Annotated in this window: 10 protein-coding genes; 6 read left to right on the top strand and 4 right to left on the bottom strand. The window is 72.8% G+C overall.

Annotation, left to right across the window (positions count from 1 at the left end):
• Positions 1 to 15: 15 nt before the first annotated feature.
• Together ACN27A_RS01000 and ACN27A_RS00995 are read left to right on the top strand one after the other, a co-directional pair.
• On the top strand, positions 16 to 1,110 hold the full coding sequence (locus tag ACN27A_RS01000; RefSeq protein WP_421449025.1) for a cellulose binding domain-containing protein: 1,095 nt from the start codon (positions 16 to 18) through the stop codon (positions 1,108 to 1,110).
• 420 nt (positions 1,111 to 1,530) lie between these two features.
• On the top strand, positions 1,531 to 2,397 hold the full coding sequence (locus ACN27A_RS00995; RefSeq protein ID WP_132234047.1) for a hypothetical protein: 867 nt from the start codon (positions 1,531 to 1,533) through the stop codon (positions 2,395 to 2,397).
• 153 nt (positions 2,398 to 2,550) lie between these two features.
• Here the strand turns inward: ACN27A_RS00995 and ACN27A_RS00990 are convergent, their stop codons facing one another.
• A complete protein-coding gene (locus ACN27A_RS00990; RefSeq protein WP_421458340.1) occupies positions 2,551 to 5,457 on the bottom strand; it encodes a BTAD domain-containing putative transcriptional regulator in 2,907 nt (968 codons plus the stop codon).
• Positions 5,458 to 5,746: 289 nt separating this feature from the next.
• Between ACN27A_RS00990 and ACN27A_RS00985 the strand changes: the two genes are divergently transcribed.
• Positions 5,747 to 6,043, top strand: a complete 297-nt coding sequence (locus tag ACN27A_RS00985; protein WP_421449023.1) for a hypothetical protein — start codon at positions 5,747 to 5,749, stop codon at positions 6,041 to 6,043.
• Positions 6,044 to 6,224: 181 nt separating this feature from the next.
• Here ACN27A_RS00985 and ACN27A_RS00980 read toward each other — a convergent pair whose 3' ends face one another.
• Together ACN27A_RS00980 and ACN27A_RS00975 are read right to left on the bottom strand one after the other, a co-directional pair.
• Entirely contained in the window at positions 6,225 to 7,865 is a 1,641-nt protein-coding gene (locus tag ACN27A_RS00980; RefSeq protein WP_421449021.1) for an MDR family MFS transporter, read from the bottom strand.
• Positions 7,862 to 8,329, bottom strand: a complete 468-nt coding sequence (locus ACN27A_RS00975) for a MarR family winged helix-turn-helix transcriptional regulator (RefSeq protein ID WP_357580931.1) — start codon at positions 8,327 to 8,329, stop codon at positions 7,862 to 7,864. Before ACN27A_RS00975 ends, ACN27A_RS00980 begins: the two co-directional genes overlap by 4 nt.
• A gap of 110 nt (positions 8,330 to 8,439) precedes the next feature.
• On the opposite strand from ACN27A_RS00975, the gene ACN27A_RS00970 reads away from it, so the two are divergent.
• On the top strand, positions 8,440 to 9,057 hold the full coding sequence (locus tag ACN27A_RS00970; protein ID WP_421449019.1) for a TetR/AcrR family transcriptional regulator: 618 nt from the start codon (positions 8,440 to 8,442) through the stop codon (positions 9,055 to 9,057).
• Between the two features lie 109 nt (positions 9,058 to 9,166).
• Here the strand turns inward: ACN27A_RS00970 and ACN27A_RS00965 are convergent, their stop codons facing one another.
• Entirely contained in the window at positions 9,167 to 11,722 is a 2,556-nt protein-coding gene (locus tag ACN27A_RS00965) for a glycosyl hydrolase family 18 protein (RefSeq protein WP_421449017.1), read from the bottom strand.
• A gap of 181 nt (positions 11,723 to 11,903) precedes the next feature.
• Here ACN27A_RS00965 and ACN27A_RS00960 point away from each other — a divergent pair, with 181 nt between their 5' ends.
• Positions 11,904 to 12,872, top strand: coding sequence for a GlxA family transcriptional regulator (locus ACN27A_RS00960; RefSeq protein WP_421449015.1), 969 nt, complete (start codon positions 11,904 to 11,906; stop codon positions 12,870 to 12,872).
• Between the two features lie 8 nt (positions 12,873 to 12,880).
• Positions 12,881 to 13,645 carry an HD domain-containing protein gene (locus tag ACN27A_RS00955; protein WP_421449012.1) on the top strand — a complete coding sequence of 255 codons (765 nt, stop codon included), beginning with the start codon at positions 12,881 to 12,883 and terminating at the stop codon, positions 13,643 to 13,645.
• Positions 13,646 to 13,703 lie beyond the last annotated feature (58 nt).

Below are 13,703 nucleotides of genomic sequence, written 5' to 3'. Positions count from 1 at the left end.
AGGAGTTCCTCCACCATGCTCCGAAGGCCCCTGCTCCACGCCCTGCTCGCCGCGCTGGCGGCGATCCCCCTCACCCTCGCCGCCGGGCTCACCGCCCCCTCCCCCGCGCTGCCGGCGGTCGCCGCGCCCGTACGGGTGATGCCGCTGGGCGACTCGATCACCGGGTCCCCCGGCTGCTGGCGCTCCGTGCTCTGGAACCGCCTCCAGGCCACCGGCCACACCGACGTCGACTTCGTCGGGACACTCGGCCCGCAGGGCTGCGGCCAGCCCCACGACGGCGACAACGAGGGGCACGGCGGCTACCTGGTGACCAACGTGGCCAACCAGAACCTGCTGCCGGGCTGGCTCGCCGCCACCCGGCCCGACATCGTGCTGATGCACTTCGGCACCAACGACGTGTGGAGCAACATCCCGCCCGCCACGATCCTCGCCGCGTACGGCAGGCTGGTGGACCAGATGCGGGCCAGCAACCCCGCGATGCGGGTCCTCGTCGCGAAGATCATCCCCATGGCGCCGCCCACGTGCCCGGAGTGCGGCCAGCGGGTGACGGCCCTCAACGGCGCGATCGACGGCTGGGCGGCGGCGACCGGCACTCCCGCATCGCCGGTGGTGGTGGTCGACCAGTGGACCGGGTTCAGCACGGCCACCGACACCTACGACGGCGTGCACCCGAACGCGGCCGGCGACCAGAAGATGGCCGACCGCTGGTACCCGGCCCTGACCGCGGCGCTGGGCGGCGTCACTCCGACACCCACCGCCAGCCCGACACCCACCGCCAGCCCGACACCGACGCCCACCGGTCCGGCCGGCGGCTGCGCCGCGAGCTATCGCGTGGTGGGCCAGTGGCAGGGCGGCTTCCAGGGTGAGGTGACGGTACGCAACTCCGGCACCGCGCCGATCTCCGGATGGACCGTCCGCTTCGCGTTCACCGACGGCCAGCGGATCAGCCAGTCCTGGAACGCCCGGCTGACGCAGGACGGGGCCGAGGTGACCGCCCGCCACGTCGACTGGAACGGCGCCCTCGCACCCGGCGCGCAGGCCACCTTCGGCTTCCTCGGCAGCACCACCGGGGGCGCCGCGACGGGAACGGTGACCTGCGCGCCCGCCTGACAACCGCCACACCCACACGCCGGATCCACACGCCGCGCCGGCGCGGTCGGCCCGGAAGCCTGAACAGGCTTCCGGGCCGGCAACCGCGGCTTTCCTAGCCGAATGTCGGCTAGATCTCGGTGCACAAACGAGTGATCCTGATCACAGCACCGCCTCGGGCCCGCCCACCGGTCCGCACCCGGGGCGGCACAACGGAATTCCCTTCCGGCGGCCCGGATCAACGCCGCCCGCAATCCCCGGATGCACGGACATCCCGCCACGTACTGAGCCGTAACTCGTACGCAGAGTCACGCGTGACGCCGTCGGTACCGAACTGTGCCTCTATCGAATTCAGCCGCCCATCGTCACGGTTTGCGGCGCTCACTACCCTGATCCCTGATCCCGTGCCTGGGCACACGTCGACAGCGATAAGGGCTTCACATGAGCGACAGTTACCCTCCGTACGGAGGGCAGCAGCCGGACCCGAACGTCACCCCTTGGAGCGGGCCGCCGGCCCCGCAGCAGGGCGGGTACCCGGGTTACGGGCAGCCAGCGCAGGCGCCGCAGTTCGGTGCTCCCTTCCCGCCGCCGAAGAAGTCGAACAAGGGCCTGGTCATCGGGTTGGTCGCCGGCGCGGTGGTCCTCGTGCTCGCCATCTGCGGCGCCGGCATCGGCCTCGTCCTCGTCAACGGTGACGACGACGAGCCCACCATCGTCGCGACCGGCGGCCCCAGCCCCGACGCCGGCACCAGCAGCACGCCGGGCACGGACGCCTCCCCCACCCCCGGGCAGCAGGAGACGCAGGAGCCGAGCAACAACGCGGTCACCGCCCGCTACTCCAGCGACCTGTCCAACGTCTGCGACGGCGGCCAGATCCTGAACGCGGCCACCTACAACGGCCCGTCCGGCGCCAAGGCGTACACGTTCTCGAACAACCCCGACCGGCCGAACTTCTGGTCGTCGAAGTCGGTCGCCTCGAACAAGCCGTACTACGCCAAGAGCGCCGACTTCCAGACGGTCTCCGTGGTCGGCTGCCTCAAGTTCGTCGAGGGCAGCGAGGGCGCGCCGAAGAAGTGCCAGTACAAGGACAGCGCCGGCAAGCAGGTCACCATCGACTACATCTCGTCGCGCTACACCCTGACCTTCTACGCCGCGAAGACCGGCGAGAAGATCGGCGACGGCGGCACCATCAGCGCCCCGGCGGCGCGCTGCCCGAGCTTCATCTCGTACAACAAGACCACCATGAAGTCGCACGCGGCGCCGGACTCCGGCAGCATCGAGGCCGCCCTGGACAAGTTCCTGTCCTGAGCGGCACGGTCGACGGTGGGGAGGGACGGATCACCGTCCCTCCCCACCGTCGTCTTTGCGCAGGCGAGTTGTCGTCAGTCCGCGCCGGCGACGCCGAGGGGTCGCTTGGACGTCGCGGTGGACCTCGAGCACCGGCACGATGGGCGTCGCCGGTCAGTGCTGGCCGAAGTACTCGACGTACTGCGGCTCCTGATAGCCCGGCAGCGACCTGAACAGGGCCCGGGCGTCGGAGTCCAGCTTCGCTGCGGCGCCGGCGTCACCCGCGGCCCCGGCGATCCGGCTCAGGGCCTGGCGCGCGACGGCCAGCAGGTAGCGGTCACCGATCCGGACGGCCGTCGAGCCCGCCTCGTCGGCGTCGTGGGCGGCAGCGGCGTGACGCCCGAGGCGGAGGTGGGCCGCCGCGCGCGACAGCAGCGCCTCGCAGCGCGACGGCAGGTCGCCTGAGCGGTCGGTGGCGGCCAGCGCCTCGTCGAGGCACTCACGGGCCTCGGACCACCGGTCGGTGCGGCACAGCAGTTGCCCCCGCATGGTGAGGGCCGCACCGATCAGGCCCACGGCGTCGATGTCGCGGGCGATCCGCAGCGCCTCCTCGACGTCCGCGAAGGCCTGTTCCCCGGCCCCGGCGGAGAGGCGCACCTGGGCGGAGTTGCTGAGGGTCGCGCCGATCATGAGCAGCCGGCCCGACTCGCGGCGGAGCGCGAGCGCCTCGTCGTGGTGGGCGAGGGCGCGCGACACGTCGCCCATCCGGTGGCGCAGGTTGCCGAGGGCCTCCAGGCAGGTGGCGATCCGGTCGCGGTCGCCGAGCGACTGGAGGAGTTCGAGGCAGCGCCGCAGGTCCGCCTCGACCACCGACGGGTCGGCGGTGCCCTTGTTGAACGCCGCCCGGTAGAACAGCGCGGCACAGTGTTCGAGCGTGAGGCCGAGCCGCTCGGTGGTGGCGGCGGCGCCGTCGACGAGGGTGAGGGCCTCCAGGAGGTAGCCGTGCCTGCGCAACGAGGCGACGCTTCCCCAGGCCAGCTCGGCCGCGAGCTTCGCGGTGCCGGTGGAGGCGGTCGACGCCTGCCGGAAGGCGGCCAGGATGTTGAGGTGCTCCTCGGCCAGCCACCGGACGGCCTCCGCGGGGGTCTGCGGCGGCTCCTGCCAGGCGGGTCGGTCCTGGCCGTCGGCGCCGGTCGGCGACCAGCCGGCGTTGGCCATCCGCTCCAGCTCCCGGGCCCCCTGCACGTACGCCTCCAGCAGCCGCCGCAGCGCGGCCTCCCGGTCGCCCGGCATCTCGTCCTCGGCCCGTTCGACGGCGTACAGGCGGACCAGGTCGTGGACGCCGTAGACGCCCGGCTCCCGGGGCTCCGCCAACCGCTCGTCGACGAGGCGTTCGAGGACGGTCTCGGCCCGGGCGGGCGACTCGCCGAGCAGGGCGGCGACGGCGCGGGTGGTGACGGCGGGCAGCCGGCTGTCGCCGATCAGCCGGAAGGCGCGGGCGCACAGCTGCTCCCCCGGGCCCCCGTCGCGCAGCGCGGCGTAGGTGAGCGCGATGGACGGCCGGACGCTGAGGTCGTCGAACTCCAGCTCGTTGAGGCGGAGCCCGGGGTCGGCGAGCCGCTCGACCAGGCGGGCGATCGGCCAGCCCGGCCGGCTGACCAGGCGGGCGCCGACGATGCGGATGGCCAGCGGCAGCAGGCCGCAGAGATCCACCAGGCGGACGGCCGCGTCCGGCTCGGCCGTCACCCGGTCGGCGCCGCACTCGCCAGCGAGCAGCCCGACCGCCTCCGCGCGGGACAGCAGCCCCACGGCGAGATGCCGGCCGTTGGGCAGGGTCGCGAGCATCCGCCTGCTGGTGACCACGACACCGCACGAGGCGTCCGCCGGCAGCAGGCTCCTGACCTGGGCGGCGTCGCGGGCGTTGTCGAGGACGACGAGCACGCCCCGCCCCGCGAGCTCGGACCGGTACGCGACGGTGGCTTCGCCGACGTCGCCCGGCACGGCGTTGCCCGGCACCCCGAGCGCGCGGAGGAAGCGGCCGAGGACGTCGATGGGTCGCAGCGGCGGCAGGTCGACGTCCGATCCCTGCAGGTCCACGTAGAGGGCGCCGCCGGGGTACCGGTCGGCGAGGTGGTGGGCGAGCCGGACGGCCAGCGCCGACTTGCCGGCCCCTCCCGGACCGTGCAACGCGACCACCGGGCACGTCGCGGTTTCGTCGAGCCAGCCGCGTACGGTGTCCATCTCGGCCTGTCGGCCGACGAAGGTGTCGACGGCCGGCGGCAGCCCGCGCACCACGATCCGCTCGGGCTGTGACCGCTGCGGCTCGCCGGTCAGGGCGGGACTGTGGTCGAGGATGTCGCGGTAGAGCGCCTCCAGCCAAGGGCTGGGATCGATGCCGAGCTGATCGGCCAGCACCCGTCGGGCCCGCAGGTACGCGTCGACCGCGCCCGCGATGTCGCCGGTGCGGTAGAGCGCGGTCATCAGCTGACCCCAGCCACGCTGCCGCAGGGGATGGTTGTCGACGTGCTCGCGCAGCCGCCCGACCAGCTCGGCGGACGCGCCCAGGTCGAGTTTGGCCTGGACGTGCTCCTCCTCGACCATCAGCCGTTGCTCGTGCAGGCGGTTCAGGCGTACGGCGACCGGGTGGGGCAGGGGCAGCCCGGCGAGCGGTGAGTCGCGCCAGAGGGTGAGCGCGTGGGCCAGGCTCGCCTCCGCCTGCCGCAGCTCGCCCCGGGCACGGGCGTCGCGGCCGTGCTGGGCCGCCTCCTCGAACTCGTCGAGGTCCCGCTCGCCGGGGCGCACCTCGAGCAGGTAGCCGCCGGTGCCGGTGTGCAGCCGGCTCGCCCCGTCCGACCGGTCGCGCAGGGCTTGGCGCAGCCCGTGGGCGTACGTCCTCAGGTTGGCCGCCGCGGACGCCGGCCGGGGCTCGTCCCACAGCATCTCGGCGAGGTGTTCGGTGTGCAGCACCTCGTTCGGGTCCAGCAGCAGGGCGGCGCAGAGCAGCCGTTGCTTCACCGTGCCGAGCGGCACCGGCCGACCGTCGATCCGCACCTCGAGCGGTCCCAGAAGTTGGAAACGCATGGCGGCCACCCGGGCTTTCTACCACAGGGACGAGGGGCACACCGGCCGCGTGTCGCCTCTTCCCGGCAGGCGGCGGGGACACCGCCCACACGACCATGAGTGACGACCCCGTCACGAGGGCGGCGCTGCCCGAAACGCCCCGGAAAGCCAGCTGAACCTGCCCCGCGGCACACATTGACGGATCCCGTCGCAGGTGGAGGCGTGTGACCGGGTCGTGACCGGGACGGGCTTGACCGCGTCCCCCGACTCGATCACGCTCGCATCCGACGGACAACTCCAGGGAGGTCACATGCGGACGGTAGTCGACGGTCGCCTCGGTGTACGGCTCCTCGTACCGGGCGCGCTCCTGCTCATCGCCCTCGGCGCGCCGGCGGTCGGCGGGACCTCCGCCGACGGCGCCGCCAATGACACGGTCGCCGGATCGTCGATCCCCGACCTGACGGTCGTCAGGCCGGGCACCCCGCTTCCGCTGCCGACGACGACGATCTGCGGAGACCAGAACGGCGTGCCGGAGCTGTGGGACAACCTCTTCCCCACCTGCAACCGGGACGACGACCCGGTGACCGCGGGCGCCGGCGTCAACTGAGCCCGGCCGCCGGTCGGTGCCGTCACGCTCGTGACACGCCCCTGCCAGGCACCTGCTCGGATGCAGGGAAGGGGCCCTTCCTGTACACCAGGCGTGAGGAAGGGCCCCTTCCTCACACCCCCAGCAGAGCGGGGTCGCCACCGTCCGAGACGGTGGCGACCCCGCTTCCGTTGGTCGGGCCTCAGCGGCGCGCCGGTGCCTCCGTCGCCGCGGCCGGCACGCTCACCTGGTCGAAGGCGGGGGCGCCGTCGACCGCGTCGGCGGCCACGGCCGTCGACCTGGCGGGATCGGGCAGGTCCAGGCTGCTGCGCAGGCCGACCGGCTTCAACAGGACCGCGGCGATGATGCCGACGACGGCGATCGCGGCGGAGATGAGGAAGATGTGGCCGGTGGCGTCCCCGTACGCCGCGCGGACGATCTGCTGGACCGCGCCGGGCATGGCGTCGAGGTTCAGGCTGCCCGCTCCCGCGCTGCCGGAGGCGGGGATGCCGGCGGCGGAGAGGTCGGCGGTGATCTGGTCGGTCACCCGGCGGGCGAGGACCGCGCCGAGCACCGACACGCCGATCGTGCCGCCGAGCGAGCGGAAGAACGCGACGGTCGAGCTGGCCGCGCCGATGTCCCGGAGCGAGACGGTGTTCTGCACGGCGAGGACGAGGTTCTGCATCGTCATGCCGACCCCGACGCCGACGATGAACATGGCCGCACCGACCAGCACCAGCGAGGTCTCGTGGTCGATGGTGCCGAGCAGGGCGAACCCGATGACGAGCACGATCGCGCCGAACACGATGTACGGCTTGATCTTCCCGGTCTTCGTGATCAGCCGGCCTGCGATGATCGACGATCCGAGGACGCCGGCCATCATCGGGATGGTGAGCAGCCCGGCCTCGGTCGGGCTGTAGCCGCGGCCGATCTGGAAGTACTGGCCGAGGAAGACGGCGCCGCCGAACATCGCCATGCCGACCGCCAGGCTGCCCAGGATGGCCAGGGCGGTGGTCCGCTGGCGGACGAGATCGAGCGGGACGACCGGCTCGTCGGCCCGCGACTCCACCCAGACGGCCAGGGCGAGCAGCGCGACCGCACCACCCACCATGGCGGCCGTCTGCCAGGAGGCCCAGGCGAACGAGTCGTCGACGAAGGAGATCCAGATGAGCAGCACGCTGACGCCGGCGGCGATCAGGGCCGCGCCCAGGTAGTCGATCTTGACGTTCTCGCGGCGGACCGTCGGCAGGCGCAGGGTGAACTGGAGGAGGACCAGCGCGATGGCGGCGACGGGGACGCCGACGAAGAAGCACCAGCGCCAGCCGAGCCAGGACGTGTCGACGATCAGCCCGCCCAGCAGCGGGCCACCGACGGTCGCCACCGCCATGACGCCACCGAGGTAGCCGTTGTACCGGCCGCGCTCCCGGGGCGGGATCATCGCGGCGATGGCGACCTGGACGAGGGCCTGGAGGCCGCCGACGCCGATGCCCTGGAACGCGCGGGCGGCGATGAGCTGGCCGGCCGTCTGGGCGAAGCCGGCGATCACCGAGCCGACCAGGAAGACGACGATGGCGATCTGGACCAGGAGCTTCTTGTTGAACAGGTCGGCGAGCTTGCCCCAGATCGGGGTGGTCGCGGTCGCGGTGAGCAGGGTGGCGGTGACCACCCAGGTGTACTGGGTCTGCGACCCGTTCAACGCGCCAATGATGTTCGGCAGCGCCGTCGAGACGACGGTGCCGCTGAGCATGGCGACGAACAGCACCAGCAGCAGGCCGCTGAGGGCCTCCAGCGTCTGCCGGTGTGTCATCGGCGCGTCGCCGGCCGTGGTGGTGGGTGCGCTCATCGCGCGGCCTCCAGGTTGTCGTGGTGTCCGAGGACGGTCTCGATGTCGCGGGTGAACCGGCCGAGCGCGGTGGCGAACGCCGCCACCTCTGCGGGGGTCCAGTCGGCGAGCGCGGTGTCGAGGATCCGGCCGTACCAGTCGTAGGTGTCGGTCAGGGCGGCCCGCCCGGCCGGGGTGACGGTCAGCAGGCTGGCCCGCTTGTCGGCGGGGTCGGCGCGCCGCTCGACCAGTCCGTGGCTGACGAGCGAGGCGACGGCGCGGCTGACGGTCGACGGGTCGAGCCCGCTGCGGGCCGCCAGCTCCCGGGCGTGGCAGTCGGCGGGCAGCTTCTCGATCTGCATGAGGAGGCCGGCGAGGCCGACCGGCACCGTCGGCCGGACGTCGGCCCGGTGCCGTTTGATCAGCCGTACGCTGCGGATCAGCTCGGAGAGCCTCGCACCGAGCTCGCGGCCAGCAGTTTCCACGCCGCCCCCCCCTGTCGCAGATGGTTGCCGCACACAAGCATCTGCCGATCTTGCTCACAGTGCAAGTTTGCGCGATGAGAACTGAGTCACGGCCCCGTAGGCTGTCGCCCATGGAGGAGACCACCGGGCTGCGCGAGCGCAAGAAGGCGGCCACCCGCCTGGCCCTGCACGAGGCTGCCCTGCGCCTCGCCACGGAACACGGGCTCGACCGGGTCACCGTGGAGGCCATCGCCGACGCCGCGAACGTCTCCCGCAGGACGTTCTCCAACTACTTCTCCAGCAAGGAGGAGGCGGTCTTCCACGGCGACGCCGTACGGCTGCGCCGGCTGCTGGAACTGGTCCGCCGGCAGCCGGCCGACGCGCCGCCGTGGGCCGTGCTGAGCGCGGCCGCCGAACGCCTCGCCGTCGAGGCGTACGGCAACGCCCCGCCCTCCTGGCTGCTGCACCGCCGTCAGCTACGCGGGCACCCGGGCCTCGTCGCGCAGCAGATCGCGGCCTACACCGCCATCGAGCGCGATCTCGCCGACGACGTCGCCCAGCGGCTGACCGGCCCCGACCGGGCGCTGCGGTCCCGGGTCGTGGCGGCGACCTTCCTGGCCTCCCTGCGCGTCGCCATCCAGCACTGGATCGACCACCCCGACGGGCCACTGCACGACGTCCTGCGCACCGCGCTCGCCGAGACCGCCACCACCCCGGCCGGCACCGCCGCCGCGCAGACGGCCGACTGACGCCGGGCGACGCCGGGGGACGACGCGGCACGGCCGCGCACCGTCTGCACCGGTACGCGGCCGTCGTTCGGGCGGGGCCGCCGGTGATCGGCGGCCCCGCCATCGGGGTTCAGCAGGGACCGTTGTCGGTCCAGACGCCCTGGGCGCCGGCTCCCGGCACGTCACCCTGGGTCCACCACCGGGCGGTCCACCGGCGCCCCTCGTGGGACACCACCGCGCCGCCGGAGTAGGCGGTGCCCGCCGACCAGGCCGGCGCGGTGCAGGCTCCGCCGGTCGGGGTCGGCGAAACCGTCGGCGAGACCGTCGGCGAGACCGTCGGCGAGGTCGTCGGGGAGGCGCAGGCCCCCTCGTCGGCCCACACGGCGGCGCTGCCCGGGGTGTCGCCCTGCGTCCACCACTTCGCACTCCAGGTACGCCCGGCGTGCGACACCCTCGCGCCGCCGGAGTACGCGGTGCCCGCCGACCAGGCCGGCGCGGCGCAGGTCCCGCCGCCCGGCGGGGTGCTCGGGCTGGGCGTCGGGTCGACCGGCACGGCCCCACGGGCGTGGTCGCTGGCCAGCGAGTACGTCTGCCCGCCGAAGGAGAGGGTGAAGTTGGCCGGCCCGGCGATCGGCAGCTGGTAGTTGAGGGTCACCTCCGCGTACGCGCCCGGGGCGATGGCGGCCGGCACGGTGAGCCGCACCCGGTTGTAGTCGCCCCTGAGCCCGCCCACGTTGCTGCCGGTGTGCCCGGTGGACACGGTGGTCAGGGCCCAGCCGGACTGCTGGGTGAGGGTCGGTGTGGTGGTCGGGTAGTCGAACTCCAGCTGCGCCCCGGCCGGGATCGGACCGCCGGTGTTGTTGGTGAGCCGCAGTTCGGGGTTGATCGGGTAGTTGTTGTCGCCGAGAGCGAACCCCCCGACCGTGGCGGTCACGTCGATGGTCCGGGCCGGCAGGGTGACGGCGGCCCGCCGGGCACCGTACGCGGGTGCCGTGCGGAACTTGTCGTAGAGCAGGGTGGTGAGCGTCTCGCCCATGCCGTACTGGCCCTTGGCCTGGTCGTACGCGTAGTCACCGGCGAGTTCCCAGATCATCACGCCGCCGATGCCCTTGTCCACCACGTAGTCCGCCTTGGCGCCGAGGGACTGCTCGTCCTCGGTGGAGAGGAAGACGCCCTTCTGCGCGTTCCACAGCCAGGGCGCGACCAGCGCGGCGGAGTAGTGGCGGGCGTAGCTGCCGCTGATCCGGTCGGTCGGGTCGGTGGCCGGCGTGAGGCCGTACGCGGACAGGTAGTCCGGGGTGATGCCGCGTTCCAGGTTCTTGGCGTGCCACATCGGGTTCGCCCCGGCGGGCACCTCCCCGCCGGCACCGTCCAGGTCGTGCCAGAGGTTGTCGATGCCGATCGCGCCGTTCCCACAGGGGGTGGTGGAGCCGATCGAGGAGCCGGTGCCCGGCGGGCACTTGGTCTGGTCCGGCAGTGCGGCGCGGCCCCACAGCCCGTTGGTGCCGCCGGTGACACCCTGCCAGCCGCGGGTGTAGTAGGGGACGCCGATGTTGACCCGCCCGCTGGGCAGCGCGCCCCGGAAGTAGTGGTAGGCCCAGTCGGTGTTGAGGTACCCGATGTTGCCGTACGCGCCGTAGACGCCGCCGGCGGCGAGTTCGGCGTCGTCGCCGTTGTCGAAGAGGGCGGCGTTCGGGCCGACATGATGGTTCCAGGACCCGTGCAGGTCGTACGACATGATGTTGACGTAGTCCAGGTACTGGAGCGCCTGCGAGGACTCCATCCCCCGCAGCAGCCATCCGGAGGCGGGTGCGGCCACCGTGAGCAGGTAGTGCTTGCCGTCCGTGGCGGCGGCCGCGTCGAGCTTCTCCCGCAGCGTCTTCATCAGCACCTGGTAGGAGGCGTTGAGCCCCGCCCGTTTGGCGTCCGCCTGGGCGAAGTCGAGCGGGTTGCCGGCCTTGTTGTTGGAGGTCGGGTACTCGTAGTCGATGTCCACGCCGTCGAAGCCGTAGGTGCGCAGGAAGGCGACCACGGAGTCGGCGAAGGTGGCGATGCCGGCGGTGTTGATCGTGTTGCTGCCGGTGGTGGTCATCCGGTAGAAGCCGCCGGCGTCGACCCGGTCGCCGTTGTCGTCGAAGTAGCCGCCGGTCTCGGCCCAGCCGCCGACGCTGATCAGCGTACGGACGTTCGGGTTCTGCTTCTTGTACTTGTTGAGCAGGTTGAAGTGCCCGGTGTAGGCGTACTGCGGATCCATCTCGGCGCCGGCGACGCCCGGCCAGGTCATGTTGGTGGCCGGATTGTCCGCCGCCTTCGGGTTGCCGACCGAGATCTTGTTGGCGGCGTCGACGTGGGCGAAGGCGTAGTTGATGTGGGTGACCTTGTCCCAGGGGATCTGGTTGGCCAGGTACGCCGGGGCGCCGTTGCGTCCGGTGCGCCAGCTGGTGAAGTAGCCGATGATGCGCCGGTTGTGGTCGGCGCCCAGCTTCTCCCGGCCGTCGGTGTCGTAGACGGTGCAGTACGGCACCGCCACGCCTGGCGTCGGGTACAGCCCGTCCGGCCGGCACGCCTCGTCCTGTCCGACGGAGGAATGTGCGGCGGGGGTCACCATCAGCGCCGTCGCCACGGCCAGCAGACCGACCGCACCGCCGACGAGGAGCTTGCTGAACCGTCTTCGCAACGCGCCCACCTCCAACTCTAAAGAAACTTAACTATTTACGGTCCTGAATATATACCTGTCTAGCGGGCCTCTGCGCAAGAGCGCGGTGCGGCCGGACGGTCTCCCGGGTCCGTGGGCAGGGGCGCGAATGGCCGGATGTGCGGTGCGGCCGTCCTTGTGGTCCCCGGAGGAGGGTGGCCAGACTTCCGATGTGGACATCCCCGGAAGCCGCGAGGTGGTCGTGGTGGTGCACGACGGCGTCGTGCTGCTCGACGTGGCGGGGCCCGTCCAGGTGTTGCACGGCAGCGGCGGCTACCGGATCCGGCTGGCCTCCGTGGACGGCCGCCCGGTACGCACGGACGTGGGCGTGCCCCTCGACGTCGAGCTGGCCCTGCACCAGGTGCGGCACCGGTTCGACACGCTGCTGGTGCCCGGCCTCTCCCTCGCCACGGCGCAGCCCCCGCCGGCGCTCGTCGCCGAACTCCCCCGCGTCAGCGGGCTCGCCCGCCGTACGGCGGCCATCTGCACCGGCGCGTTCCTGCTCGCGGCGGCGCGCCTGCTCGACGGCCGCCGGGCCACCACGCACTGGGCGGCCTGCGCCGACCTCGCGGCGCGGTTCCCCGCGGTCCGCGTCCGGCCCGACGCCCTCTACGTGCGCGACGGGCCGCTGTTCACCTCGGCCGGCGTTACCGCGGGCATCGACATGACGTTGACGCTGGTCGAGGACGACCACGGGCCGGAGCGCGCCCGCACCACCGCCAAGTACCTCGTGGTCTTCCTGCACCGCCCCGGCGGTCAGTCCCAGTTCACCGTGCGCGGCAACACCACGGCCGCCCCCGGCAGCGCGCTGCGCCGGGTCCTGGACGCCGTCGCCGCCGACCCGGCCGCCCCGCACACGCTCGCCACGATGGCGGCGCACGCGTCGGTCAGCGAACGGCACCTCACCCGCCTGTTCCGCCGGACGGTCGGGACGACCCCCATGCGGTACGTCGAGCAGGTCCGGGTCGAGGCCGCGAAGACCCTGCTCGAGGCCACCCACGACGGGGTGGCTCGCATCGCCCGCGCCTGCGGCTTCGGCTCGGACGACAGCATGCGCCGCGCGTTCCTGCGCGGCACCGGCATCACCCCGGCCGAGTACCGCCAACGCTTCCGGTCCACGCACCCGACACCCGAAAGATGAGGTACCCCGTGACGCCTTCCTTCTCGCGGCGAGCCGCCCTCGGCACCGGCCTGGCCGCCGGCGCCGGCATGCTCACCGGGCTGGTGCCCACTGCCCCGGCCGCCTCCCACGCCGCGCCGGACGCCGACCTGTCCTTCCCGTCGACCCGGCTGGCCCAGGCGGCGGCCCGACTGATCGGCGAGACGCAGGAGGCCTACCTGCGCAACCACAGCCTGCGTAGTTTCCTGTTCGCCCGCGAGGCCGCCGCGCAGGCCGGTCGGCGGCCCGGCCGCGACTACGACGAGGAGGTCGTGTTCCTGATCTGCGCCCTGCACGACATGGGCCTGACCGCACGCGCCAACTCCGACCAGCGGTTCGAGATGGACGGCGCCGACTTCGCCGCCCGGTTCCTCGAGGAGCGGGGCGTCACCGACCGCCGGGTCGACACCGTGTGGGACGCGATCGCCATGCACACCACGCGCAGCTTCCGCGACTCACCCGTCTTCCAGCGTCGCCGGCCGCCGGAGATCGGCATCGCCCAGACGGGAATCAGCATCGACCTCATGGGCATCAACAGCCCGGTGCCACCCGAGTACGCCGACCGCGTCCACCGACGTCATCCCCGTCTCGGCGGCGCCCGGGCCGTCACCGACGCGATCGTGGCGCAGGCACTCGCCAATCCCCGCAAGGCCCCGGCCGCCACCCTTCCCGGCGAGATCCTGCACCAGCGCCATCCCGAACTGCCCTACCTGACCTGGGACATGCTCCTGGACTCCAACGCCTGGGGCGACTGACCCGGCCCAGCGCCAGGGCCTTCCTACCTCCGCCGTGCCGATCCCGGCAGCACAGGCC

Origin of the sequence: Micromonospora sp. WMMD737 (genome assembly GCF_049179055.1) — a bacterium.
GTDB classification, from domain to species: Bacteria; Actinomycetota; Actinomycetes; order Mycobacteriales; family Micromonosporaceae; genus Micromonospora; species Micromonospora reichwaldensis.
Note: the sequence above shows the minus strand (reverse complement) of the source record. Positions and strands in the feature narration are given on the sequence as shown.

Bases quoted from the DNA above. Each gene is read 5' to 3' on its own strand.
- ACN27A_RS00995 (WP_132234047.1), top strand. From the start codon at position 1,531: ATGAGCGACAGTTACCCTCCGTACGGAGGGCAGCAGCCGGACCCGAAC.
- ACN27A_RS01000 (WP_421449025.1), top strand. From the start codon at position 16: ATGCTCCGAAGGCCCCTGCTCCACGCCCTGCTCGCCGCGCTGGCGGCG.
- ACN27A_RS00970 (WP_421449019.1), top strand. From the start codon at position 8,440: ATGGAGGAGACCACCGGGCTGCGCGAGCGCAAGAAGGCGGCCACCCGC.
- ACN27A_RS00990 (WP_421458340.1), bottom strand. From the start codon at position 5,457: ATGCGTTTCCAACTTCTGGGACCGCTCGAGGTGCGGATCGACGGTCGG.
- ACN27A_RS00985 (WP_421449023.1), top strand. From the start codon at position 5,747: ATGCGGACGGTAGTCGACGGTCGCCTCGGTGTACGGCTCCTCGTACCG.
- ACN27A_RS00980 (WP_421449021.1), bottom strand. From the start codon at position 7,865: ATGAGCGCACCCACCACCACGGCCGGCGACGCGCCGATGACACACCGG.